The sequence below is a fragment of the bacterium genome (genome assembly GCA_035380285.1).
Taxonomy (GTDB): Bacteria; Auribacterota; Erginobacteria; order Erginobacterales; family DAOSXE01; genus DAOSXE01.
Window position 1 is genome coordinate 15,425 of sequence record DAOSXE010000004.1, and the last position, 23,529, is coordinate 38,953.

The following is a 23,529-nucleotide window of genomic DNA, read 5'->3' on the forward strand; positions in this document are numbered from 1 at the left end:
TTATTGGTCTCAGGAGCCAGAAACGCTTTGTCCGGTAGTGGCTGTGGGAGGAGAGTACTAGCTTAGAAAGTGGCCTAATATTAGAGGCAGTTCATGGAACTAAATGTAAGTTGTGAAAATAACATGAAAACTGATTATGTCTTCTTGCCTGCTCTTTTTATCACAATATTATGTATAAGTTGCAGGGCAAAGGAGGGTGATAATAAGGCAAAACAGAATATAAATCTTAAGGGAACGATTGTTTATACAAGTATCGCACCAAATGATAACGGGGAAACTACGCAAATTATCGAGCACAATATTGAGGATATAAATGCTCAAGGAATAGTGATAACAACAGGTACTGATGCAAAATATAGTCAAGATGCAAAAAATATTGTTTATGTCAGGCATGGTAATCTTTATATTATAAACACCGATGATGGTATAACAAAAGAACTATGTGATTCTCCGAATGAGCTAATGGCAGATCCGTCGTGGTTGCCGGATGATACAAATATTGTTTTTGTGGGCATTGATATTGGAATGAACTCTACGATATACACAATTAATAAAAATGGGAGTGATATGAAACAAATATTTAAATCAACCTCAAATATAAGATCCCCATCATGGGTTCCAGGAGGCAATGAAATTGTATATTCAAGCGCGAAATTAGGAGATTACGCCCAGATATATAAATATAATATGCAATTGGGAACAGTTGATCAATTGACAAATGAGGGCGCTAGCTTTAATCCCTCGGTTTCGCCTGATGGAAAGCACATAGCGTATGTATGTAACGGGAAATATAGTGGTTCGAGCTTATGCATAATGGACATAAATGGAAAGAATCAACGATGTATTCTTGAAGGGAAAGGTTATCACCGTGATCCAGAATGGTCTAGGGATGGGAAAATCTTGGTATTTTCCTCGGCACGAAAGTGGGATTGGCCATTTGCGGGCAGTGAAATATATGCGATCGATGTAGACGGGCAAAATGAGACTCAAATTACAAACACTGTACATGGGAGGCACGATACAAATGAACGACCAAGTTGGGTGTATGGGCCTTCTTGCGAGGATTGGGACAGGTAGAAACTGGAATTCAAATAGATGATAAAGCTAAAATTTACCTAACAGCACGTTAGGCATTTCATAACATGGCTTTCAGCAGGTTACACATTTGGAATTATTACCGTATTAATGTATGGGAGAAGAGCGAATTTTGTCTTTAATCTAATTTTGCAATTAACTATATGGATAAAAAACCAAGATACAGCATAAGAACATATAATAACTGAAGCACCCAGGCTAACATTAGTAACGCGTTAGGGGCTTATTCCTTCGGAAAACAAGAACAACCAATGTGATGCCGATGAACAAAGCTAAGAAAGCTCTGGTATATATTTGGAACCTGGTTCCATAAAGCTTTTGAATTAGATTTTCGATATTGGGAAGATATGTGTGTATTCGGGCATCAATGAGTAATAATCCCAAGTTAATAGAGCTGAAAGCAAAGGCGATAATAAAGGAAATTAAATAACGTAATTTCAAGATTGCAATTGCGGTAATAAGTATAACGAAGAAAGTAAGTAATATAACTTGCATGAATTGTATTTCCGAAAGAAATTCATATAGTCCATGTCCTGTAATCCCCCTATCATAACAAAGTGGAATATAGAAAAAGGCTTTTATAACGAAAATAAAAATAGAAGTTAAAAATAAGATTAAAAGTTGCTTGTGATTTTCCCTCATGATTTGAACCTGTTATTAGAAATCTAGTCTGTGATTGGGGTTGATTCCGCAGCCTTACTCTCTAGCAATCAAAAAATTCGTACCTTACCTTCCCGAAGAGCCTCGTTGCGGGGGTGCAAGGGCAGATAGGCCAGGTCGATGTCTACGGATATGCGCGGGAGGTCCCGCACAAAAAAGTTGATGGCCGTGCCGCCTTTCAGGGCGAAACAACGCTGCCGATCGATCTCGGGTAGACAGCGGAGGAGCAACCCGACTCGGGCCTCATAGCTGGGGTCAAACATGGGGAAACTCCTCCCGCTCGGGTACGGTTATCCCGTACTTTCGGTTGAGCTTGCCGCCTTTGTATAGCTGGCGTTTCCCCTTGCCGAGATCGATCCGAGATAGATCCAGACGTTTGAACCAGGAGTGGCCGGCCGTCTCCGCGCTCCAGAGGAAGACGCGCTTGACTTTAGCCGAACGGCAATTCTCCAGTAATTCTTGGGCTGTTTTCGGTCGGATGGTGGTAAGTCCTTCCATAAGCTGAAGCACGTGTTCCATCTCATCGTTGCTCCCGGTCAGATGGATCTGCTCCATGATCGCCCTCTCCGCGCTTGACATCGCTATTTGGAATCCGCCGCAGTCCAGTTTGGCGGTGGCATCGTGGGGGATATTTTCAAATAGAGATAAGCATCGGTGCTCGACGTTGTCTTTCCACTGATGCTTTTTAAACCATGCCGGCAACTGTTCCGGCCGATCGCTGATCAAGATAACCCTCTTTTTCTCTCCAAGGGGTAAAAAATGAGACCTTCCCTCCAATTCCAGGGAAGTGCCGCCTCCGGCGTGGACGGTCATCCCGAGCTGCGTCTGGAGCGCGAAAAGGGCACCCTGCCACTCTACGGTATCCCCGGATCGTATGTAAGCTCCTGTGCCCAGCCGCTCCATCCAATGATAACGAAGATATTTAGCTATCAACTGGCGGTAGAATCCAAGCTCATCCAGGTATGGCTTAGTAACAACGGTTGCTTTCGGCCAGACTTTCAAGAGCCGGTTTATTTTTCTGCCGTTTTGTCTACCCATGGTTTACCTCTGTAATGGAAATTAAACTACCGATTAGTTTATATTTCCCTGTAAATGTAAACCCAGGGTTTACATTTGTCGATAGAAATAAACCAACAGAGAAAATCAGCGCCTAAATCCAGCCGGATCACCCTCCTTCCTGGCATAAGAAAAATGGACAGGACCACCTAACCCGTCAGCAAGGAGGGGACCATGAAGCCATCCGTACTCGAGGACGTGCCGGCCAAGGGGTTCCGGAAGCGCCGGAACATCCCCATCGCCGGGATCGAGAGGGTCAAGAGCCGGTTCGCGCTCGTGCGAAAAAAAAGAAACCACGCGAAAAACGGCGATAAAGGGCACATTCCCGTGGTTTCGATCTCATTCTGCCGGAGGTGGGGCTCGAACCCACACTCCCGGTAAGGGGAACGGGATTTTGAGTCCCGCGTGTCTGCCAATTCCACCACTCCGGCTCGAAAAGGTTTGTATTATCGAAAAAAGAGTGGGACGATGCAACGTATTACTGCGGAATCGAACCGGCGGAGCATGTGAAGAGTTCGCTCGTCAGGACATTCGGCTGGGGCGTCGTAGCCCTGTGCGCGGGGTGCCGGGGAAGCGCTTCGGTATCGTGGACCCCGGCCCCGACCCCGGTGCCGCCGCCCGGCTGCGTTTCCCTGGGGCTCACCACCTGGAATATCGAACGCTTCGACGGGGCCGGGGAGAAGGATACGACCTTTCCCACCCGCAACGCCGAACAGCTGGCCTGGCTGGCCCGGATCCTTCTCGACACCAACTCCGGCATCATCGTCCTGGAAGAGATCGCCGAGACCTCGGAGTTTTCCCCGGTCGCGCCCCTGCTGCAGCTGGTGGAGGAGCTGGACCGGCAGGAAGCGGCGCGTTCGGGGAAACCCGGCGGGGACGGGTCCTGGCAGGGTTTCATCGGGAGCTCCCCCGGTTTCCCCAGCAAGGTGGCCCTGGTCTGGAACCGGGACGAGGTCGAGGTGGAGGCCCTCGGGGAACTGGCGGAGCTGAGAGTGGGGTACACGGACGACGGGGTCCGGGTCCCGGCCGACGCCCTCCGCTTTCCCCGGGTCCCGGTCGCCGGCCGCTTCCGGCTGAAACGGGCCCCCTGGTTCGATCTGACCGTGGTGGGGGTCCACCTCAAGGCCATGAACGGGGGGTTCGAAGATGAACTGGACGTCGAGGACCGGCGCCGCCTGGGGGAACTCTCCGATTTGTTCGGCGACTGGGTCCTGCAGACCGGGGCGGTCGGCCCCCTGGCCGACCCGGACCTGGCCGTTCTCGGGGATTTCAACGAGCAGGCTTCCAACCTGGTGCGCCTGATGGAGGAACACGCTTCCGACCCCCGGCTCCGGAACCTGCTCTTCCTCTACCCGGACGCGGTCCCCGCCTCCGGCCCGGGGTTCTTCTTCGCCGACGCCGCCGCGCTCGGTCCCGACGATTACTCCTTTCAGGGCAACGCCGAAAAAGGGCAGCCGGGGAGAGACGGCCCGTACCCGGAAGACACGGTCTGGCCGAGCAGCGGATACGTGATCGACCACGTCCTCCTCTCCTCGGCCCTGGCGCGGTATTGGGACGGTTCGGCCTCGATCGAGTACTTCGACAAGGAACTCCCCCTCCACGATCTGGTCAGAATGTCCGATCACCGCCCGGTGACGGTGCGCCTGGTCGTCCCCCTCCGGGACCCCGCCGATCAGGTCAGGGCGGCGAGCCCCTCCGCCTCGGTGGAATAGAAGGGGAACACCCCGTCGAAGCCGCTGAGTTCGAAGACCCGGCGCGGTTCTCCCCCCAAGCCGCAGACGGCGACCGTTCCTCCCCGCTCGCCGGCTTTCTTCTGCAGGTGAAGCAGCGCGGAGAGCGTGGCGCTGTCGAGGTAGGTCAAGCGGGAGGCTTCGATCAGGATCCCGCTCAGGCCCCGGTCCAGGTAGGCCGAGCCCAGGGCGTCGAGATCGCGCGAGGTGAAGACGTCGGCCTGCCCGGTCAGGCGGATGACGACGACTTCGCCCTTTTCCTCGGCCTGGATGGAAAGTTTCCCCATCAGGCCGACTACGTCCTTGCGCGCGCCCACGTCAGTCTTCCTTCCGGAGCAGTTCCCGGCAGATGCCCTGAAACCCGAGGTAGATCCCCTTCAATTCCTCCAGGGAAACCGATTCGTTGACGGTGTGGGCGTCGCCCTCGTCCCCGGGGCCGTAGCCGATGATCTGGGCCGTGGAATCCGGGCACTTCTCCCGGAGCGCGACGATGGCGCTCCCGTCGGTGCAGAACGAGTAGTGGCCCAGTTCCGGTTCCTTCTTCAAAACCCTCTTCACCCCTGCGACCGCTTTCCTGACGAGAGGATCGTCGGGATCGGTCTTCCAGGCGGGCGCGAACTTGTCCTGTTCGATGGCGACCCCCGTCCAGGTGACGGCCTTATCGGCCGCGAATTTGACGGCCGGATCCTTGAAATGGGGGTACTTGGCCCGGCCGTTTTCGACCACTCGGGCGATGTTGTCCTTGACCAGGGCCAGGACGGATTCGCGGGTGTCTCCGACCAGGGTCCGGATATCGTAGGTGAGTTCGACCCGGCTGGGGACGGTGGAATTGCCGCCCCGGCCGTTGAGGCCGCCGCCGCCGCCGACCGGGATCTGGATGTCGGTGGGGACGATGTTGCGTTTCCCCAGGACCTGATCGACGTCGGACCGGTACCAGCGGTGGAAGGCGTCGATGATGTAGGCGATCTGTTCGATGGCGTTGATCACGGTCCGCCCGGTGGAGGCGTGCTTGGGTTGGCCGAACGAGGTGATCACGATCTCCGCGCGTCCCCGCTGCCCGATGTTGATCCGGCCCTGGGTCGCCTCCCCGACGACGATGAAGTCGGGGCGCAGCTGCCGCAGGGCTTCGAGAACGCAGACCCCCTCGAAGAGTTCCTCGACCACGGTTCCCACGACGAAGATTTTGCCGTCGTATCCGCGGGGAAGGCTCTTCATGGCGGCGGCGGCGTGCAGCATGGCCACCACCGATGACTTCATGTCCGCCGCTCCCCGGCCGAAGAGCCTTCCGTCCCGGATCGCGCCCGCCCAGGGGCGCGTTTCCGGGTCCCAGGCGTCGGGATCGGCGTTGACCGTGTCCAGATGGCCGGTGAGGACGATAACCGGGCCTTTCCCGCTCCCGACCTCGACCCCGGCGATCAGGTTCCCCATGCGGTCGGTGCCGACCCGGGAAAATCCGAGGCGGGAGGCCACCCGCATCAGGTATTTGACCACCGCTTCCTCCTGCCCGGAAAGGCTGGGGAAGCTGATCGCTCTTTGGATGACGCCGATCACGTCTCCGAAATCGGTCGATTTCGGAAGCGTCCGGCGCGGCCCGGAACCCGATGCTTTTTTCGACGATGTCGTTTTCATGGCGAAACTCTAACCGTCCGTATCCGATCGCGCAAGCTTAACTTGGACCCTCCGGGGTAAGCGGGCGCGGGCCTTCGGTTTTCGATCGTTTCCGGCGGTTACCGTTACCCGGGTTCCCCCGTCTCCGCGGCTTCGGCCCATGGTCCTTGACAGGGCCTTCGGACGGGATTAACCTCCTCATATCTATTGAACCCGCGCGGGGAGGACCGGCAGGATGGAGGCCATGAGAAAGAAGATATTCGTAATCCACGGCAAAGGCGTCAATAACGGCATCGGCAAGGAGGGTGGGGGAGACCTGGACACGGTTTCTTCCAACGCTTTCTACATGGTGTGGGCGCAGCACTCGCTGGGCGAGGAACTGGGGAGGGAGCCGGAATACGGCCGGGATTACGAATTCGATTTTCTCAATTATTCCGAGGGAGTGGAAAGTCTTCTGGCTCACCGGGGCTGCGACGTCTTCATACCCGATTTCCCCATCGACGCCCTGGCGCCGCGCCTGCGGCTGATGCTGATCGACGACATGGAATCGGCCGAACTCCTCAACCGCTACACCGAGGCCGCCGACGATTTCCGGCTCTGGATCGTCACCCACGCCTCGTCGGTGAGCCGGGAGTTCAAGGACATCTTCAACGCCACCTACCGCCAGGTCGGCAAGATCCTGGAGCACCGGGAAAAAGCCGCCCTGCAGTCGGCCCTGGAAGTCCTGGCTCTGCTCCGGGAAGGGACCGAACTGGACGCGGACCTGTCCGGGGCGGAAGAGTCGATCCGGTCCGCCGCCGAAGGCCTCCGGCGGGGGCTGATCGGGTTCCTGACCGGAACCCGCCTGGGCGAATTCAAAAAGACGCTTTTAGGGCACCTGCGCGATCAGAACAAGGAGAAGATGCTCGACCTTCTCGATGACCACGAAGCCATGGTCGCTTTCGACCTGGCGGTCCAGGAGGACATGTCCACTAGCGGCCGCATCAACTACACCGACGAGCTGCTGGTCGTCGTCCTCGAAGCCGCCGCCTACCTGGTCCGCGGGTTCAAGCAGCTGCGCGATCTTCCCTGGGAAGAAGGCCCGGCCCGGGACTATCGCCACACCCTTCGGGCGATCCAGGACGCGGTCATCCTCTATCTCCGGACCCTGGGCAGCCTGCTCGGCACCGGCGCCGGTTCCCTGCCGTCCGCGGCCGGGCGGTTGGAGAAAATGGCGAGGCTCTGCGAAGGCCTGCGGGTCGTCTTCGCCGAAATCCAGGACCGCATCCCCCCGCCGGTGCGCCCCGAGACGGAGTTCCCGATCCGCCTCCACCTGATCGAAGACGCCACCGGCAAGCCCGTGGCCGGGATCGAGGTGGTGATCAAGCGCCTGGCGGGGGAGGGCTCCTTCCGTCTCCCCGGAGGGGAGACCAGCGGCGCCGGGACGCTCGTGATTCCCTCGGCCGCGGACGGTTCGATCGAGACGGCGTATCTCCCCGCTTCCCCCCAGGAGGAATACCGGCTGTCCATCACCTTCGACGATCTTCAGGAGATCATCCTCCCCACCCCGGTTTCCGCTCCCGACGAAGACCCCGTATCCAGCTACGATCAGGCCGGCCCCGACGTTCTGGAGGAGGCGTTCGAGGAGAAGGAGGAAATCCCCGAGGAAATGGACCGGGCCATGCAGGTTTCCCTGGCCATGATCGAGCGCCAGTTCAAAAACCTTAAGGATCAGGACGTCAACGTCGTCAGCATCGACGACCACCATCCCTACACCCCCGAGATCTTCGGACTGCTCTCCCGGCTGGTGGAAGAAGGCGTGATCGGCCACCTCCAGGTGGCCAGCCTTCCCCGGGGAGAGGAACTCCCGGTGGAAAAACAGAAGTGCGGCGCCGACCTCATCTACGGCGACCGGGTCAGGGGGCGCCCCTGGGACAACCCCGGCCTGGCCGAACTCGACCGCATCGCCCATCTCCAGGACCTCCACATCGAGCTCACCCCCCTGGGCATGGCCCTCTCCAAGTTGATCGGGTCCAAATACAGCAAGGTCGAGATCGCCCGCGGCCTGGCCTCCGTCTCCAGCCTGGAGGAGATGACGACGATCATGGAGCGGCTCGGCTGGGACAAGCTGGTCGAGGCCTACGAGGAAGCCCTGGAGAAGGTCTATCCCCGCACCGAACAGGTGGTGGGGGTCATCGAGCTGGGGCGCCGGGGCGAGGAGGCCGACCCGATCCGCATCACCGCCGCGCTCTCCCCCTTCTGCGACGCCAAGAAAGGCGAAGTGCAGGTCAACGTCGCCTCGGCCATCCATTACCTGCTCTCCCGCAAGAAGAACCTGTCCGATTATTTCTTCTACTGCTACGGATCCCAGTTGATGACCACCCGGCGCCCCAACGAGAACGAGACCACGCTCAACCTCAGCACCATGTGCCAGCACATCGGGACCCGGGCCGACGGAGGGCATTCGGGGGCGGCGACCTGCAAGCCTTCTTCCAACCCCCTCTTCCCCCGGCGCCTGGAAAAAGTCAAGGACACCAACTTCCTGGGCTATCTCGACTACCTGGCCGACCGCGTCGCCGATTATTCCGGGTTGGACAAGATCGCGGTCCGCCCCCTTCCGTTTCCCCGCTACGGAGATCCGGTGGAGCGGGCGCTGGCCCATGTCCGGGAAAACCTTTACCGCATCCGCCTGGAGGGCAAGAAGGACCCCGGCGACATGCTCACGGTCCTCTTCACCCGCGCGCCCCGGGTGGCGTACGCCCTGGGCGAGGAAAAACCTTCCTTCCTGCAGATAATCAACTACCTGCGGCGCGATCACGAATTCGACTACCTGGTGTTCGCCCAGGGAATGCTCTACCGGGTCATCCTCGCCAATGTCGGAGACTCCCGGTGCCGGATCGACCTCCCGCGCCTGGCCCGGACCGTCGGGTGGAGCGAAGACGGAGGCTGTCCCATCCTGGCCGTCGCCGACATCCGGAAAAACCGGAAGGTGAAGAAACGCCTCCGCCGCCTGCTCCACCCGCACCTGCCCCAGCTGGCGCGGCTGATCGGGGGCTTCATCGAGGAAACGTCCGAATACAGGATCTCTTCCCTGGAGCCGCTGGTCCCCGAAGGGGCCACGGCCGCCTTCGAGCCGGTCCTGGAGAGGATGAAGGCCTCGACCTGGCTGATCGACCTGGTTCGGCCGGACGGGAGCCCCGCGGTCCGGGTTCTGGCCACGCTTTCCGTGCCCTACGACCGGAAAAAAGGAGAAGCCGACCCGCCCCTGCCGGTGGTGGCCGACTATTTCCGGGAGCACTCCCCCCATTACCTGATCTACAGCGAGGCGTTCCTGGCCTTCCCCCGCAAGCAGCCGATATCGGCGCTGATGCGGGTGCAGGACCCCGACGCCCTCATCGATTGTTCCCGGGCGGTTTCGGCCCTGGCCGGCAAACGATTCTGCGGCGACGCCGAAGTCGCCGAGTTCATGCCCGGCTTTCTCGAGGACTCCCCCCTGGGGAAAACCCCGCTGGCGCCGGGGAACTACCGCGAATTTCTCGATTACGTCGTTCCCCGGATCGCCGAGGCTTCCGGGCTGACCGTGGGCGGGGTTCGCGGCCTGTAGCGTCCGGCCGCCGGTTGCGGCCCGCGCGCTGAGCGAGGAGAAAAGACAATGAGCATGGAGAGAATCGACGACTTGCGCCGCCGCCGCGGGGAGATCGAGGCGGGCGGCGGCGAGGACCAGGCGGTCAAACAGCACGAGCGGGGGAAGCTGACCGCCCGGGAAAGATTGGACCTGCTGTTCGACCCGGGAACCTTCGTCGAGATCGACGCCTTCGTCAAGCACCACTGCGTCAATTTCGGGATGGAGCGAAAATCGGCTCCGGGGGACGGGGTGGTGACCGGCTACGGACAGGTGGAGGGCCGCCCGGTGTTCGCTTTCGTCCAGGATTTCACGGTGATCGGGGGGTCGCTGGGGGAGATGCACGCGGCCAAGATCTGCAAGGTGCTCGACAACGCGCTCAAAGTCGGCGCCCCGGTGGTGGGAATCAACGATTCCGGCGGGGCCCGGATCCAGGAAGGCGTCAACTCCCTCAAGGGGTACGGGGATATTTTCTTCCGCAACACCCGGGCTTCCGGGGTCGTCCCCCAGATCGCGGTCATTCTCGGCCCCTGCGCCGGCGGGGCCGTCTATTCCCCGGCCATCATGGATTTCATCTTCATGACCGAGGGGGTGTCGAAAATGTTCATCACCGGGCCCGACGTCATCAAGTCGGTCACCGGCGAGGAGATCTCCCCCGAGGCGTTGGGCGGGGCGATGACCCACAACAGCGTCAGCGGAGTCGCCAAGTTCATCGCCCCCGACGAAAAGACCTGCCTGGCCGAAGTCAGGCGGCTCCTGGGCTTTCTCCCCTCCAACAACCTCGACCCGTCGCCCCGGGGGCCCCGGACCGACCCGGCCGACCGCCTCATCCCCGAACTGGACGAACTGGTCCCGGACGCGCCCAACAAACCCTACGACATGATGAAGCTGATCCGGCTCCTGGTGGACGGGGGGGAGATCCTGGAGTACCACGCCCACTATGCTCCCAATATCATCACCTGCCTGGCCCGGCTGGACGGGCGCTCCATCGGGATCATCGCCAACCAGCCCGCGGTCCTGGCCGGCTGTCTGGATATCAACGCCTCCGACAAGGCCGCCCGTTTCGTCCGGACCTGCGACGCTTTCAATATTCCGATGCTGACGCTGGTGGACGTTCCCGGTTTCCTGCCGGGGTCGGACCAGGAGTACGGCGGGATTATCCGCCACGGAGCCAAGCTGCTGTACGCCTACAGCGAAGCCACCGTCCCCCTGGTCACCCTGATAACCCGCAAGGCCTACGGCGGAGCGTACATAGCCATGTGTTCCCGCCACCTGGGAGGAGACCTGGTCCTGGCCTGGCCCAGCGCCGAGATCGCGGTGATGGGCCCCGAGGGCGCGGCGAACGTCATCTTCCGCAAGGAGATCAAGAGCGCGGCCGATCCGGCGGCGGAACGGCTGGCCAAAGTGCGGGAGTACAAGGAAAAGTTCGCCAACCCCTACGCCGCCGCCGAGCTCGGGTACGTGGACGACGTCATCGAGCCCGCCGCGAGCCGTCTCCGGCTGGCGGACGCCTTTGAAATGTTCGCCTCCAAACGGGAGCGGGGTCCGGCCCGCAAACACGGCAACATTCCGTTGTAGGGGGAGACGGCCATGACGCTGTTGGAACAATTCGCTCGAAGCGAACTGGTGCACGGCCTCTCCCTGGGCGAGAAGGCGCTGGGGTCCTGCTACGTCGCCGCCCTGGGGATGTCCATCACCTTTCTGGCCCTTGTCGTTTTGATGAGCAGCCTGGTCGTCATGTCCAGGATCGTCAACCGGAAGGGACCGAACCCGCCGCCGCCGCCGCCGCGTCCGCTTCCCTCTCCGGGGGGTGAGGAAAACCCCGGCGAACGGCTGGGGGTGGTGCTGGCGGCGGCGGCTTGGGCCGCTCTGGGCGCGCCTGCCCGGATCGTCAACGTGCGGCCGCTCCGGCGCGAACGCGACGACACCTCCGCCTGGGCCCGGGCGGGGAGAATGGAACAGATCAGGGGAGGACGGTGGCAATCGTGAAAAGACTGAGAATTACTGTCGACGGAAAAAGCTACGAAGTCGAGGTGGAGGAGTTGGTCTCTTCCCCCTCTCCGCCCGCTCCGGTTTCGCCCGCTTCCCGGCCGCCCGCACCTCCCGCTCCGGCGCCGGGCCGTTCCGGCGCCAAGCCTCCCGCCGCTCCCGCCGGGTCCGGGGTCGTCGCCGCCCCGATGCCGGGGACGGTCCTGGAATTCAAGGTCAAGGAGGGGGACGCGGTCAAGGCCGGGGACGTGCTTCTGATTCTGGAGGCGATGAAGATGGAAAACGAGATCCCCGCGCCCGCGGACGGGAAAGTGGTTTCGATCGCGGTGGGGAAGGGGGCTTCGGTGAACGCCGGCGACCCCCTCCTGACCGTCGAGTAGCGCGGGAAACCGACGGAGTCCCGGATGGGAGCGATTATCGAGAGTTTTCTGGCCGGCACCGGGTTCGCGGGTTTGGCCTGGGGCAACGTCGGCATGATTCTGGTTTCCGCCGTTCTCCTGTACCTGGGAATCAGGAAGAAGTTCGAGCCGCTGCTGCTGGTCCCGATCGCCTTCGGCATGTTTTTGGCCAACCTGCCCCTGGCGGGCGTGATGAAACCGCCGGAGGCCGGGGGCACCCCCGGAGGGTTGATCTGGTATCTCTACCAGGGGGACATGCTGGGCATCTGGCCCCCTCTTATTTTCATGGGCGTGGGGGCCATGACCGATTTCGCCCCCCTCATCGCCAATCCCCGATCCCTCCTGCTGGGGGCGGCGGCCCAGTTCGGGATCTTCGTCACCTTTCTGGGCGCCATTCTCCTGGGCTTCACCGCCAAGGAGGCCGGCTCGATCGGGATCATCGGCGGCGCCGACGGTCCCACCGCCATCTTTCTCACCTCCCGCCTCGCTCCCAAGCTTCTGGGCCCGATCGCCGTGGCGGCCTACTCCTACATGGCCCTGATCCCCATCATTCAACCGCCGATCATGCGCCTGCTCACCACCCGCTCCGAGCGGCGGATCAAGATGGAACAGCTTCGGCACGTATCCCGGACGGAGAGGATCATCTTCCCCGTCCTGGTGTCCCTGATCGTCATCCTCATGGTCCCTCCGGCAGCTCCGTTGATCGGAATGCTGATGCTGGGCAATCTTTTCCGGGAGTGCCTGGTCGTCGACCGGCTCAAGGAAACGGCCGCCAACGCCCTGATGAACATCGTCACCATCTTTCTGGGGGTTTCGGTCGGGGCCACCGCCAGCGCCGAACGGTTCCTCAACGTCCAGACTTTGAAGATCATACTTCTGGGGGTGCTGGCTTTCGCCATCGGCACCGCTTCCGGGGTTCTCCTGGCCAAGCTGCTCAACCTCTTCTCCAAGAACAAGATCAACCCCCTGATCGGGTCGGCCGGCGTCTCCGCGGTGCCCATGGCCGCCCGGGTTTCCCAGGTGGAGGGGCAGAAGGCCAACTCCTCCAACTTCCTCCTGATGCACGCCATGGGGCCCAACGTCGCCGGGGTCATCGGGTCGGCGATAGCCGCCGGGGTCATGCTGACGCTTTTCGGCTGACCGCCGCCGGAGCCCCGGGAACGGTCCCGGCGGGTACGGGCGCCCCCGGGTCCGGCGCGGCCGTGACAACTTTGAAAGGATTGCCGGACGATGAAACTTGAATATCTTTTCCGCATTCAGAAGATCGTCGACGAGGAGATCAGGACGGTCTGCCAGTCGGGCGGCGAGACGCTCGACCGCAGCCACCTGATCAAGACCCAGGTCCTGGCGCTGGAAGTCAAGACCGGGGAACTGGCCAACCTGACCAAATGCTACAAGTATCCGACTCCCCTGCGCCGGCCGGAGAAAAACAAGCTCCTGCTGCGGTACCTGGACTGCTTCAAATTCCTGCTCTCGATCGGCAACGACAACCAGTTCAACATCGTCGACTTCCAGGTCGAGGATCTGCTCCGGACGGTCCCGGCCGACACCTACGAGACCATCATCGATCTTTTCCTTTCCCTCTTCGACAACATCACCAACCTCAAACGCGACCTGGTCCACGACAACTTCATCTCCGGCCTGAACGTCTACATCACCATTTTTCAGGAGTTCGTCCTGCTCGGGACCCTGCTGGGTCTGACCTTCGAGGACGTCTTCAGTTACTACGACCGGATGTACCGGGCGATGACGTCCGGCCCCGCCGGCGCCGGGGAGGACTGACCCGCTTTTCATGGACGCCGCGGCCGTCATCAGCCCTTGGGGCGCTCCCGTCGTCTCCCGGGAGTCGGTAGGGTCCACCAACGCCGTCGCGCTCGAGTTGGGCCGCGCCGGCGCCGCCGCCGGGACCGTGGTGACGGCGGCGGTCCAGACATCCGGCCGCGGGCGCCGGGGGCGGGAATGGTTTTCCCCCCGGGGGGGGCTGTGGTTCTCGATCGTGCTCCGCCCCCGGTCCACCCCCGAACGCTTCGGCCTCCTGTCCGTCATGGCCGCCCTGGCGGTCCGTCGGGCCCTGGCCGAGGCCGCCGGCTTCGAATGCGGGATCAAATGGCCCAACGACCTGCTCCTCGAGGGGCGCAAGGTCGGGGGGATCCTGGTCGAATCGGCGCTGGACGGCGCCGGCGAACGGTTCGCGGTCGTGGGGATCGGGATCAACAGCGTGGTTGAAGAATTCCCCGCGTCCCTGGATAATACGGCCGGTTCTCTTCACCGCTTTTCCCGGGGAGCGGTATCGAACCGCGATCTCTTGAACGGAATCCTGGGAGAAGTCCACGCGGGGTGCGCTTCCCTGGAGAGCGCCGCCGGCCGAGCGGGGATCCTCGGGGAATACCGCGGCTGCTCGCTGACCCTGGGCCGCGCGGTGACGGTGCAGGCGCCCGGAGGGGCCTTTCCGGCCCGGGCCCTGGACCTGACCCCCGGGGGGGAGCTTCTGGTGGAGACGGAACAAGGCGAAAAAATCGTGATCAGATCGGGCGAGGTCTCGTTGGGACAATGCTGCTGAGCCGACATCCCAGCCGATTTCAGATGGGGATGTTCCGGGTGGACAGGTTCTTCCGGACCCTCTACCAGAGGCTTCTGCTGGGGAAGAAGGTCTATGCCCTGGTCGGCCCCGCGGGAACCGGGAAGAGTTTCCGGGCGCAGCTGATCGCCCAGAAGGTGGGAGCGACCGTGATCGTCGACGACGGTCTCATCATCCGGGGGGAGAGCATCCTGGGGGGGACCTCGGCCAAGGACCAGTCTTCCGGCTACCGGGCGGTCCGGACCGCGATCTTCGCGGACCCGGGGCACGCTCTCGCCTCCAAGCGGATCCTGAGCCGGCTCGATTTCAAGAAGATCCTGCTCCTGGGCACCTCGGACCGGATGATTCTCACCATCGCCGACCGCCTGGGTCTCCCGCACCCGGTCCGGACCATCTACATCGACGAGATCGCCACCGAGGTCGAGATCGAGGCGGCCCGGCTGTCGCGGCGGCGGACGGGGAAGCACATCATCCCCGTGCCCGTGGTCGAGGTGCTGAAGAAACCCCGCAACATCTTCATGGTCCCGATCCACGTCCTTCTCAACCGCGGCCTGCCCCTGCGCCGCCGCACCCGTTTCGAAAAGACGGTGGTCAAGCCCGAATACAGCAACCGGGGAAAAGTGCTCATATCGCATAAGGCCCTGACCCAGATGGTCTGCCACTGCGTGGAGGAATACGATTCCGATCTGAAAGTGCTCAAGGTCGTCATCGGGGACGAATGGAACAGCTACGATCTGGAAGTCGTTCTGGAAGTCCCCTACGAAAGCCGGATGGGCGGCCATCTCCACGGGCTGCAGCGGTATCTGCTCGACAGTCTCGAACATTTCGCCGGGATCGACGTGACCAGGATCAACGTCACCGTGGGACAGGTCCGCGAACCCAGCCCGGAGGAGGAAGCCGGAGAGGGGGGAGGGGAGGAATGAGCGGGACCCGCACGGAGCATATCCGGAACTTCTGCATCATCGCCCATATCGACCACGGGAAGACCACTCTTTCCGACCGTTTCCTGGAGCTGACCCATTCCGTCGATGCCCGGGACCTCAAGGCGCAGCTCCTGGACAACATGGACCTCGAACGGGAGCGGGGGATAACCATCAAGGCCCATCCGGTCCAGATGGATTTTCTTTCCCGCTCCGGGACCTCCTACCGCCTCAACCTCATCGACACCCCGGGGCACGTCGATTTTTCCTACGAGGTCTCCCGGAGCCTCAAGGCCTGCGAAGGCGCGGTCCTCCTCGTCGATGCCGCCCAGGGCGTCCAGGCGCAGACGGTGGCCAATTTTTACCTCGCCCTCGAGAACAACCTGGAGATCATCGCCGCCATCAATAAAGTCGACCTCCCCAACGCCGACCCGGAAAAGTGCGAGCGCCAACTCCACGACCTGACCGGGATCGATCCGGCGGAGATGATCCGGGTCAGCGCCAAATCGGGGGCCGGGGTCGCCGAGCTGCTGGAACGGGTGGTGGAACGGGTGCCTCCCCCCTCCGGCGACGCCGAGGCCCCGCTGCAGGCTTTGGTCTTCGATTCCCTCTACGACGTCTATCGGGGGGTGATCGTCTACATCCGCATCGTCAACGGCGCCCTCCGGGTCAAGGACCGGATCTCCTTCTTCAGCACCGGCAGCCAGTACGAGATCGGCGAATTGGGGGTGTTCCGCCCGGCCATGACCCCGGTCGACCGGCTGGCGGCGGGGGAGGTCGGTTATTTCGTCGCCACCATCCGCGAACCGGCCGAGGTCAAGACCGGAGATACGGTCACGCTGCCGAGCCGCCCCTGCTCCCGGCCGCTCCCCGGTTTCAAGGAGCACCGCCCGGTGGTCTTCAGCGGCCTGTATCCGGTCAATTCCGCCGATTACGAGAACCTCAAGGCGGCCCTGCTCAAGCTGCATCTCAACGACTCCTCCTTCGTGTTTCAGCCCGAAACCTCGGTCGCCCTGGGGTTCGGCTTCCGCTGCGGTTTCCTGGGGCTGCTGCACCTCGATATCATCTCCGAGCGCTTGAACCGGGAGTACGACCTCGACCTGATCATGACCTCTCCCAGCGTGGTCTACGAGATTACCAGGACCGATTGGGAGGAGATCCTTCTCGACAACCCGGTCAACTACCCCCCCCGCAGCGAGATCATCGAGGTGCGCGAACCCTTCATCCGCGCCTACGTCATCACTCCCAACGAGCACATCGGGCAGATCATGCAGATCGCCCGGGAACGGCGGGGGGAATGCAAGGCCACCGAATCGCTGGGGTTGAAGTCGGTGATTCTGACGTTCGAACTTCCCCTCAACGAGGTGGTGATCGATTTTTACGATCTGATCAAATCGGTGACCCACGGGTACGGCTCGCTCGATTACGATTACATGGGGTACCGCCCCAGCGATCTGGTCAAGATGGAGATTCTGCTCAACGGCGAGCCCGTCGACGCCTTCTCTTCCCTGGTGCACACGGAAAAGGCCTACTACAAAGGGCGCCGGGTGGTGGAGAAGCTCAAGGAAGTCATTCCGCGCCAGCAGTTCCGGGTGGCGATTCAAGCGGCGGTGGACGGCAAGGTCATCGCCCGGGAAACGGTCCGTCCCTTCCGCAAGGACGTCACCGCCGGCCTCTACGGAGGCGACCGGACCAGGAAAGACAAGCTGCTCAACAAGCAGAAAGCGGGGAAGAAAAGAATGCGGCAGGTGGGCAAGGTCCAGGTCCCGCAGAAAGCGTTCATCGAAGTGATGAAGCTCGATACCTGAGGCCGCGGCGGCGGCCGCCGGAGGCCCGGAAATTCGCGGGGAAGACCCTCGACCCGGGCCGGGTCCTCCCGTATACTCCTCCCCGGGCGACGGAGAGAGCGGATGTTTCAGCGCAGCGTCAAGTTGATCGACATTTTCGGGTTCGAAGTCAGAATCGACCTCAGTTGGCTGATCCTGGCCGTGCTGGTCGTCTGGACGCTGGCCCGGGGCGTTTTTCCCCAGTACTACCCGGGGCTGACGGGGTCGGCCTACTGGTGGATGGGAGTGGTGGGGGCCCTCGGGCTGTTCTTTTCCATCGTCTTTCACGAAATTTCCCACTCGCTGGTCGCTCGCCGCTACGGCTTGCCGATGAAGGGGATCACCCTCTTCATCTTCGGGGGCGTGGCCGAGATGGGGGAGGAGCCGTCGACGCCCCGGACCGAGCTTCTGATGGCGATCGCCGGGCCGGTGTCCAGCCTGATCCTGGGGGCCTGCTTCTACGCCCTGCGCCTCGCGGCCGCGGCCGGGCAGTGGGCTACTCCTCTTTTGGGAGTGCTGGGCTACCTCGCCTTCATCAACCTGCTTCTGGCCGGGTTCAACCTGCTCCCCGCGTTTCCCCTGGACGGCGGCCGCGTTCTCCGCTCCATCCTCTGGCGCTGGCGGGGGAACCTCCGCTGGGCCACCGCGGTGGCCGCCCGGATCGGTTCCGGCTTCGGCACCGCCCTGATATTCCTGGGGTTGCTCACGGTGTTGAGGGGCGATTTCATCGGCGGGATCTGGTGGGTTCTGATCGGGATGTTCCTGCAGAACGCCTCCCGGATGTCCTACCGCCAGGTGCTCATGCGCCGGGCGCTGGAGGGGGAGACGGTGGCGCGGTTCATGAATCCGGACCCGGTTACGGTGTCTCCCGACATCTCCATCGAGGAGCTGGTGAACCGGTACGTCTACCACCACCATTTCAAGATGTACCCCGTCACCGACGGGGACAGCCTGCTCGGGTGCGTCACCCTGGGGAAGATCAAGGAGATCCCCCGGGAGGAGTGGGCGCGGAAAACCGTGAGGGACCTGATGACCTCCTGCTCCAGGGAGAACACCATCTCCCCGGGAACCGACGCCATGCGGGTGCTCACCCTGATGAATCAGGCCAAGAGCGGCAGGATGATGGTGGTCGACGGCGATAAGCTGGTGGGGGTGATCACCCTCAAGGACCTGCTCGACTTTTTTTCGATCAAGCTCGACCTGGAGGGCACCCGGGACGCTCCCGGGCCCGATCGCCTCTGAGACCCGCGCCCGGGATCAGGGCAGGTGCTTGCGGGTGAAGCGCTTCATCGCCTTCCACAGCGACTTCTGATCGCCGCACTCCAGCAGCGCGTCCCGAGCCGTTTTTTCCCGGAAGGTCTCGACCAGCCCCGCCAGGAGCTTGAGGTAAAAAGCGCTGGCCGCCACCGGGATCACCGCGAAGAAGAAGATCCGGGTCAGGCGCCCGCGGGGGGCGCCGAACTTGATGCCTGAATTCTTCAGGCCCACCGCCAGGGTGAGGCTGCTCCCGTCCACCCCGCGGACATGGGGAAAAGCCAGGCCGTGTTCCACGGCGGTGCTCATGATGACTTCGCGCTCCAGGGCTTTTTCGGTCAGCAGCTCGGGGTGGGGGAAGAAAAGTTCGTCCGCTATCTGCTGGGCCATTTCGTGGATCACCTCGCGGCCGGAGGAACTGGTCAGAGCCGGCATCATCAGGCGCTCGGACGAAAACTTGTCGATTCCCAGGCGCGGCAGCTGGCTGTGCGCCTGGGCCTGGGAAAAATCCAGTTTTTCCCCGGAATAGGGGTAGAGGAACCTCGAGCAGCTGGGGCATTGGTAGATGTCGTCGTAGTGCATGATCTCCGAGGGCAGGTAGATGGGGAGGTCGATGCCGCAGCCGTAGCAGGTTCCGTCGATGACCGGCGCGATCGCCGGCGGGTCGCGCCGCTGCAGCTTTTTGAAGAATTCCGCCTTGTCCGGCGGCAGCTGATCCATCAGGAGGCGGATGTCTTCTTCCAGGGCCGAGAGCTTGTCCCCGTCACCGGATACGCGATGCTCGTCCAGTGCAAAATAGAGCTCCTGGAGCTGAATCAATTGATTGAGTAGCTTGCGCATCCTGGACTAGAATCTACACGTCGCCCGGGAAGCGATCAAGCAAAGAAACCCACGCGTGGAAAAAACGCCTTCTCAACGCAGGAAATCGCGAGTTCGTCTCGTTCTCCTCTGGACTCTGGCGGCGGCGGCGGCGCTGGCGGCGGCGGCGGCCTTCTGGGGGTACCGGTATCTCAATGCCGAGGATTTCCAACGCCGCCTCGCGCGTCGGTTCCGTTCCGAGACGGGACTGGATCTGACCGTCCGGGACTGGAACGTGCTTCCTCCCCTCAAGGTGGAGGCCTCCTCCCTCGCCGCCGTCAACCCCGTCTCCGGCCGCACCGTTCTCGAAACCGGGCGCATCGAAGTCGACTGCGGGCTCGTTTCGCTTCTGCGCCGGCGGCTGGCGTTCAACCGCCTGGTGCTGGAAAACCCGCGCCTCGACCTCTCCGCCCTGCGCCGCGGCGGGGGGCGCCGCCGGAGCGCTTCCGCGCCGCGCCCGGCCCCGGCGGGAGAGACCGCGCCGCCGTCCCCGGGGCGCCCGGAGCTGTCGCTCTTCTTCGAGGAACTCGACCTGACCGGGGGAAGCCTGACGCTGCCGGGGAAGGGCGCCCGCCCCCTCTGGCGCTGGGACGACGTCAGGATCAGGATCAAGGGAGCCGGGTGGCGGCCCTTCCGGGCGGGCCGGGGAGCGGCCGCGCTCGCCTCCTTCGCCGCCGGCACCGAGACCTTGGCCCGGGGAGTGCAGGTGGCCTGGCGGTCTTCTCCGAGGGGGTTCGCGATCGAGGACGTCCGGGGAGAACTGGCCGATGGGGTTTTTTCGGGGGGACTGCGGGTGCTCCTGCCTCAAGGGGACCGGTCCGTGCTGTCCCGGGGGCGGATCCGCCTGAGGGGGGTTTCCCCGTCCCGCCTCCTTGCCGGCCTGACCGGCAGCACTCTTCTCGGCCCGGGCCGGGCCGACGTGGTGATCGCGGGCGGCGAGACCGCTCCCGTCCACGGGAAGCCGTGCCTGGTCATGGATTTCAGGTGTCCGGAACTGGAAGTCGCGGGTTGGGACCGGTTGCGGGAAGCGCGGGGTTCGGTCCAGGTCAGGGGGAGAAGGATCAGGATCGCCGAAGCCCGCGCGGAGTTCATGGGGGGGACGATCGAGTGCCGGGGACTGCTCCGTCCCCCGCGGGGGAAGCTCTGGCTGGACGGGGCCGGCATCGACGCCGGGCGCTTCCTCGGGTTCCTTCTCGCCGGAAACGATTCGTCCCTGCGGCTGGAGGGGAAGGCGGGGTTCGCGGTCTGCCTGCTCTGGCCCGGGTCCGGCCGCCCCCCGGCGGCGCGGGGGCGGTTCGAGATCGGGCGCGGGAGCCTGGCCGGCCTGCCCGGTCTCGATCGCCTGGCCCGTCTGCTGGGAAAGGGCGAAGTCGGGAGCATCCCCTTCCTTTCCCTGGGGGGGGCGTTCGAAGTGAGTGGTCGGCAGCTTCGGCTCGAGGGCGTCTCCCTGCGCTCGCGCCGCTTCGTCCTGACCGTCGACGGTGCTTTGGAACTGTCGTCCGCGGGGAGAATCGACCTGCGCATCGGCTTCCACGTCCAGCAGTCGTTGGCCCGGCGGCTGGGGCGGGACCTCCGCGACCTGCTGGTGGAGTCGTCGCTGGGCGGGGGCTACCGCGAGTTCGATTTCCGGGTCTGGGGGCGCCGGGGGCGGTTGCGCGACGACATCGTCGGGCGGCTCGCTTCCCGGGCGGCCGAACAGTGGATCCGGGAACAGGGGTCGGCTCTCGACGACGCGGCCGTCCGGGAAACGGTCCGCCAGGGGGTCGGGATCCTCTTGCAGCATTTTCTGGAGAAGTAGGCCGTGGCCCTGCTCAAGCGGTTGAAAAAGCATCCGGCGGTCCGGGACCTCCGTCACCGGGCGCTGGCCGGGCTGCTCCGGGGGTGCTGCCGGGCGGCTTCCCGGCTGCCCCTGGGCTGGCTGCGGGGAATGGGCGTCTGCCTGGGAAGCGCGGGGTTCGCGCTGCTCGGCCGCGACCGGCGCCGGGCCCTGGACAACCTCCGGCTGGCCTTGGGCGAGTCGGTTCCCGCCGCGCGCCGCCGGGCCATAGCCCGGGAATCGTTCCGCAACCTGGCCGTCACCGCGCTGGAATTCTCCCGGGTCCGCGTTCTCGACACTCCCCGCTACCTGGACCTGATCGATTACACGCCTGAGCAGGAAGCGCTGATCCGGGACACGCACGCCCGCGGCCGCGGCGTGATCTTCGCCAGCGCGCATTTCGGAAACTGGGAAATGCTGGCCGAATTCGGGCCCCGGCTCGGAATCGAGATGTCGGTCCTCTTCAAACCCTCGACCAACCCCTACTTCACCCGTTTCATGACGGAGCTGCGGGGGAAAACCCGCATGATCGACATCAACGCCGATCTTTCCGTGGTGGTCAGGCGCCTCAGGGAAGGAGGTGCGGTCAGCCTCCTCTTCGACGAGAACGCCCGCGGGCGCGGGGTGGAACTGCCCTTTTTCGGGCGCCCCGCCTCCACCTACCGCGGCCCCGCCTATTTCTGTCTCCGGGCCGGGTCCCCCATCATCTGCGCCTACCTGGTCCGCGGCGCCGGTCTTCGCCACCGGTTGCTCCTGGAACGCACGATCGAGCCCCGGCGGCTGGGATCCCTGGAAGAGGATATCCGGAGAATCATGCTGGAAATGAACCGCAGCCTGGAAACCGTCGTCCGGCAGTACCCGGGCCAGTGGTACTGGATGTACCGCCGCTGGCCCCGCCGACCCGCCTCCCCGCCGGTCCCGGATCCTTCCGGCGGCTGACGCCGGCCCGGGGGCCGGGCTTCAGGGGGCCAGGGCGGAGGCGGCGGCCCCGATGAGGTTCGAGTGATCGAGGGAAAGGAGGGCGGGGCAGGGATCGAGCAGCGTCTCCAACCGCGACTGCAGCCTGCGGCGATAGAGGGGGTTGCGGTTGACGGTGCTTCCTTCGAGCACGCACGCCGCCGTTTCGGGCTTCTCGAGGGAGTCCACGGTCCCGGCGACGACCGCGGCCATCAGGTCCCCGGCCCGCTCCAGCAGCAGCCGCCCCGCCGTCCCCTCCGGCGTCGAAGGATCTTCCTCGGCCCGGCGCGAAATTTCGGCCATCTCCGCCACCGGGGCACCCTCTCCGAGGACCAGGGGAAAAAGCCGGGGAAGAAAGGCACCGGCCACCGCCTTTTCCAGGCGCTGGGTTCCGGGATCGGGGGAAGCCCGGTCGAGAAGTTCGTCCCATGAAGAGAGATGGGGGGGGTGGAAGTTCCCGGCCTCGAGGTTGACCGCGATCTTCTCCCCCCGGAAACTCCGCAGGAGGGGACGCCTCTTCAGGAGCCGGGTGGGGTAGATCGCGGCCAGGTTGGTTCCGGTGCCGATGACCAGCCCGATGAAGGTTCCGCCGGAGCCGGAAAAACCGACGTACCCGCCCATGAGTGCGGCGACGGTGTCGTTGAGGACGGTCACGGCGCCCGGGTCGAAACCGCGCCGGCGCAGGCCCTCCTCCAGCAGTTTCCCCACCGCTCGCCCCTCCACCCCGGGGACCCGCAGGTGCTTGGTCCAGCGGATCAGCACCGCGTCCCGCTCCGGGGTCACCGCGGTGGGGTAGGAAAAGCAGTAGCCGACCGGAATCCGGGCGGGGGGAGAGAGAGAGAGAACGACTCGGGCCTGCCAGTCGAAAAAATCTTCGGGAGAGGACCATGTTTCCGGGATCCGCGCTTCGACCGGCCCGGCCGCCACGGCCGCCGGGCCCGGGCCCCCCACCTCCACCACCGCCGCCCGCAGGTTGGTCCCTCCCAGGTCGAGGGCCAGGGCCGGCCTCCGGTCCCCGGGAACCGGGGGGGAGAGGTAGGTGGGTAGGGATTTGAGTTCCCGGTCGGGAGCGGCCAGCCCCTCCTCGATCCGCGCGCGCATCGCGCGGCGCACGTCGGCGACGTCGGAAGCGGACAGGATCAATTCGCGGAAACGGGCGGGGGTTTTCACGGCGGCCGGTTCG

The 23,529-nt window shown here is 63.1% G+C and carries 20 protein-coding genes, 1 tRNA gene and 1 pseudogene; 15 read left to right on the forward strand and 7 right to left on the reverse strand.

Annotated elements, in window-relative coordinates; translation table 11 throughout:
• The first annotated feature begins 93 nt into the window (after positions 1-93).
• Positions 94-1,077: a DUF5050 domain-containing protein gene (locus tag PLZ73_02220; GenBank protein ID HOO76684.1), complete on the forward strand. Its 984-nt coding sequence runs from the start codon at positions 94-96 to the stop codon at positions 1,075-1,077.
• A gap of 758 nt (positions 1,078-1,835) precedes the next feature.
• On the opposite strand, the pseudogene PLZ73_02225 reads toward PLZ73_02220, so the two are convergent.
• Both PLZ73_02225 and PLZ73_02230 read right to left on the reverse strand, forming a co-directional pair.
• Positions 1,836-2,018 (reverse strand): annotated as a pseudogene (locus PLZ73_02225) (nucleotidyl transferase AbiEii/AbiGii toxin family protein).
• Complete coding sequence (locus PLZ73_02230; protein ID HOO76685.1) at positions 2,011-2,793, reverse strand: type IV toxin-antitoxin system AbiEi family antitoxin domain-containing protein; 783 nt, start codon at positions 2,791-2,793, stop codon at positions 2,011-2,013. The pseudogene PLZ73_02225 and the gene PLZ73_02230 overlap by 8 nt, the downstream one beginning before the upstream one ends.
• Positions 2,794-2,985: 192 nt before the next feature.
• On the opposite strand from PLZ73_02230, the gene PLZ73_02235 reads away from it, so the two are divergent.
• Positions 2,986-3,192 (forward strand): hypothetical protein, encoded by a 207-nt coding sequence (locus tag PLZ73_02235; protein ID HOO76686.1) that lies wholly within the window; start codon positions 2,986-2,988, stop codon positions 3,190-3,192.
• On the opposite strand, the gene PLZ73_02240 is transcribed toward PLZ73_02235, so the two are convergent.
• Positions 3,157-3,242: transfer RNA gene (locus PLZ73_02240), tRNA-Leu, on the reverse strand. The two genes, PLZ73_02235 and PLZ73_02240, sit on opposite strands and share 36 nt — an antisense overlap.
• 75 nt (positions 3,243-3,317) lie before the next feature.
• Between PLZ73_02240 and PLZ73_02245 the strand changes: the two genes are divergently transcribed.
• The gene (locus PLZ73_02245) at positions 3,318-4,523 is read left to right on the forward strand and encodes a hypothetical protein (protein HOO76687.1); all 1,206 of its coding nucleotides are present in this window, start codon (positions 3,318-3,320) and stop codon (positions 4,521-4,523) included.
• Here PLZ73_02245 and PLZ73_02250 read toward each other — a convergent pair.
• Entirely contained in the window at positions 4,484-4,858 is a 375-nt protein-coding gene (locus PLZ73_02250; protein ID HOO76688.1) for an STAS domain-containing protein, read from the reverse strand. The genes PLZ73_02245 and PLZ73_02250 overlap by 40 nt on opposite strands.
• Before the next feature lies 1 nt (position 4,859).
• Complete coding sequence (locus tag PLZ73_02255; GenBank protein ID HOO76689.1) at positions 4,860-6,170, reverse strand: M20/M25/M40 family metallo-hydrolase; 1,311 nt, start codon at positions 6,168-6,170, stop codon at positions 4,860-4,862.
• A 223-nt stretch (positions 6,171-6,393) separates the two neighbouring features.
• On the opposite strand from PLZ73_02255, the gene PLZ73_02260 reads away from it, so the two are divergent.
• The 10 genes from PLZ73_02260 to PLZ73_02305 all read left to right on the forward strand — a co-directional run bounded on the left by PLZ73_02260 (position 6,394) and on the right by PLZ73_02305 (position 18,703).
• On the forward strand, positions 6,394-9,732 hold the full coding sequence (locus PLZ73_02260; GenBank protein ID HOO76690.1) for a hypothetical protein: 3,339 nt from the start codon (positions 6,394-6,396) through the stop codon (positions 9,730-9,732).
• Positions 9,733-9,780: 48 nt separating this feature from the next.
• Positions 9,781-11,328 (forward strand): carboxyl transferase domain-containing protein, encoded by a 1,548-nt coding sequence (locus PLZ73_02265; GenBank protein HOO76691.1) that lies wholly within the window; start codon positions 9,781-9,783, stop codon positions 11,326-11,328.
• A 12-nt stretch (positions 11,329-11,340) separates the two neighbouring features.
• Positions 11,341-11,739, forward strand: a complete 399-nt coding sequence (locus PLZ73_02270; protein ID HOO76692.1) for an OadG family protein — start codon at positions 11,341-11,343, stop codon at positions 11,737-11,739.
• The gene (locus PLZ73_02275; GenBank protein ID HOO76693.1) at positions 11,736-12,119 is read left to right on the forward strand and encodes a biotin/lipoyl-binding protein; all 384 of its coding nucleotides are present in this window, start codon (positions 11,736-11,738) and stop codon (positions 12,117-12,119) included. The genes PLZ73_02270 and PLZ73_02275 overlap by 4 nt, the downstream gene beginning before the upstream one ends.
• Before the next feature lie 24 nt (positions 12,120-12,143).
• Positions 12,144-13,277: a sodium ion-translocating decarboxylase subunit beta gene (locus tag PLZ73_02280; GenBank protein HOO76694.1), complete on the forward strand. Its 1,134-nt coding sequence runs from the start codon at positions 12,144-12,146 to the stop codon at positions 13,275-13,277.
• 90 nt (positions 13,278-13,367) lie between these two features.
• A complete protein-coding gene (locus tag PLZ73_02285) occupies positions 13,368-13,919 on the forward strand; it encodes a dUTP diphosphatase (protein ID HOO76695.1) in 552 nt (183 codons plus the stop codon).
• 10 nt (positions 13,920-13,929) lie between these two features.
• Complete coding sequence (locus PLZ73_02290) at positions 13,930-14,697, forward strand: biotin--[acetyl-CoA-carboxylase] ligase (protein ID HOO76696.1); 768 nt, start codon at positions 13,930-13,932, stop codon at positions 14,695-14,697.
• A 38-nt stretch (positions 14,698-14,735) separates the two neighbouring features.
• Positions 14,736-15,638: a hypothetical protein gene (locus PLZ73_02295; protein ID HOO76697.1), complete on the forward strand. Its 903-nt coding sequence runs from the start codon at positions 14,736-14,738 to the stop codon at positions 15,636-15,638.
• Positions 15,635-17,443 carry a translation elongation factor 4 gene (gene lepA, locus PLZ73_02300; protein HOO76698.1) on the forward strand — a complete coding sequence of 603 codons (1,809 nt, stop codon included), beginning with the start codon at positions 15,635-15,637 and terminating at the stop codon, positions 17,441-17,443. The genes PLZ73_02295 and lepA overlap by 4 nt, the downstream gene beginning before the upstream one ends.
• Positions 17,444-17,545: 102 nt before the next feature.
• Positions 17,546-18,703 (forward strand): site-2 protease family protein, encoded by a 1,158-nt coding sequence (locus tag PLZ73_02305; protein HOO76699.1) that lies wholly within the window; start codon positions 17,546-17,548, stop codon positions 18,701-18,703.
• A gap of 15 nt (positions 18,704-18,718) precedes the next feature.
• On the opposite strand, the gene PLZ73_02310 is transcribed toward PLZ73_02305, so the two are convergent.
• Entirely contained in the window at positions 18,719-19,555 is an 837-nt protein-coding gene (locus PLZ73_02310) for a PTS sugar transporter subunit IIA (GenBank protein HOO76700.1), read from the reverse strand.
• A 55-nt stretch (positions 19,556-19,610) separates the two neighbouring features.
• Here PLZ73_02310 and PLZ73_02315 point away from each other — a divergent pair, with 55 nt between their 5' ends.
• Positions 19,611-21,371, forward strand: coding sequence for a hypothetical protein (locus PLZ73_02315; protein HOO76701.1), 1,761 nt, complete (start codon positions 19,611-19,613; stop codon positions 21,369-21,371).
• Between the two features lie 3 nt (positions 21,372-21,374).
• Positions 21,375-22,328: a lysophospholipid acyltransferase family protein gene (locus PLZ73_02320; GenBank protein ID HOO76702.1), complete on the forward strand. Its 954-nt coding sequence runs from the start codon at positions 21,375-21,377 to the stop codon at positions 22,326-22,328.
• Positions 22,329-22,349: 21 nt separating this feature from the next.
• Here the strand turns inward: PLZ73_02320 and PLZ73_02325 are convergent, their stop codons facing one another.
• A complete protein-coding gene (locus PLZ73_02325; protein HOO76703.1) occupies positions 22,350-23,516 on the reverse strand; it encodes a hypothetical protein in 1,167 nt (388 codons plus the stop codon).
• Positions 23,517-23,529 lie beyond the last annotated feature (13 nt).

Coding starts and splice junctions, on each gene's coding strand:
- PLZ73_02220 (HOO76684.1), top strand. CDS start 94: ATGGAACTAAATGTAAGTTGTGAAAATAACATGAAAACTGATTATGTC.
- PLZ73_02230 (HOO76685.1), bottom strand. CDS start 2,793: ATGGGTAGACAAAACGGCAGAAAAATAAACCGGCTCTTGAAAGTCTGG.
- PLZ73_02235 (HOO76686.1), top strand. CDS start 2,986: ATGAAGCCATCCGTACTCGAGGACGTGCCGGCCAAGGGGTTCCGGAAG.
- PLZ73_02255 (HOO76689.1), bottom strand. CDS start 6,170: ATGAAAACGACATCGTCGAAAAAAGCATCGGGTTCCGGGCCGCGCCGG.
- PLZ73_02260 (HOO76690.1), top strand. CDS start 6,394: ATGAGAAAGAAGATATTCGTAATCCACGGCAAAGGCGTCAATAACGGC.
- PLZ73_02265 (HOO76691.1), top strand. CDS start 9,781: ATGAGCATGGAGAGAATCGACGACTTGCGCCGCCGCCGCGGGGAGATC.
- PLZ73_02270 (HOO76692.1), top strand. CDS start 11,341: ATGACGCTGTTGGAACAATTCGCTCGAAGCGAACTGGTGCACGGCCTC.
- PLZ73_02280 (HOO76694.1), top strand. CDS start 12,144: ATGGGAGCGATTATCGAGAGTTTTCTGGCCGGCACCGGGTTCGCGGGT.
- PLZ73_02285 (HOO76695.1), top strand. CDS start 13,368: ATGAAACTTGAATATCTTTTCCGCATTCAGAAGATCGTCGACGAGGAG.
- PLZ73_02290 (HOO76696.1), top strand. CDS start 13,930: ATGGACGCCGCGGCCGTCATCAGCCCTTGGGGCGCTCCCGTCGTCTCC.
- lepA (HOO76698.1), top strand. CDS start 15,635: ATGAGCGGGACCCGCACGGAGCATATCCGGAACTTCTGCATCATCGCC.
- PLZ73_02305 (HOO76699.1), top strand. CDS start 17,546: ATGTTTCAGCGCAGCGTCAAGTTGATCGACATTTTCGGGTTCGAAGTC.
- PLZ73_02310 (HOO76700.1), bottom strand. CDS start 19,555: ATGCGCAAGCTACTCAATCAATTGATTCAGCTCCAGGAGCTCTATTTT.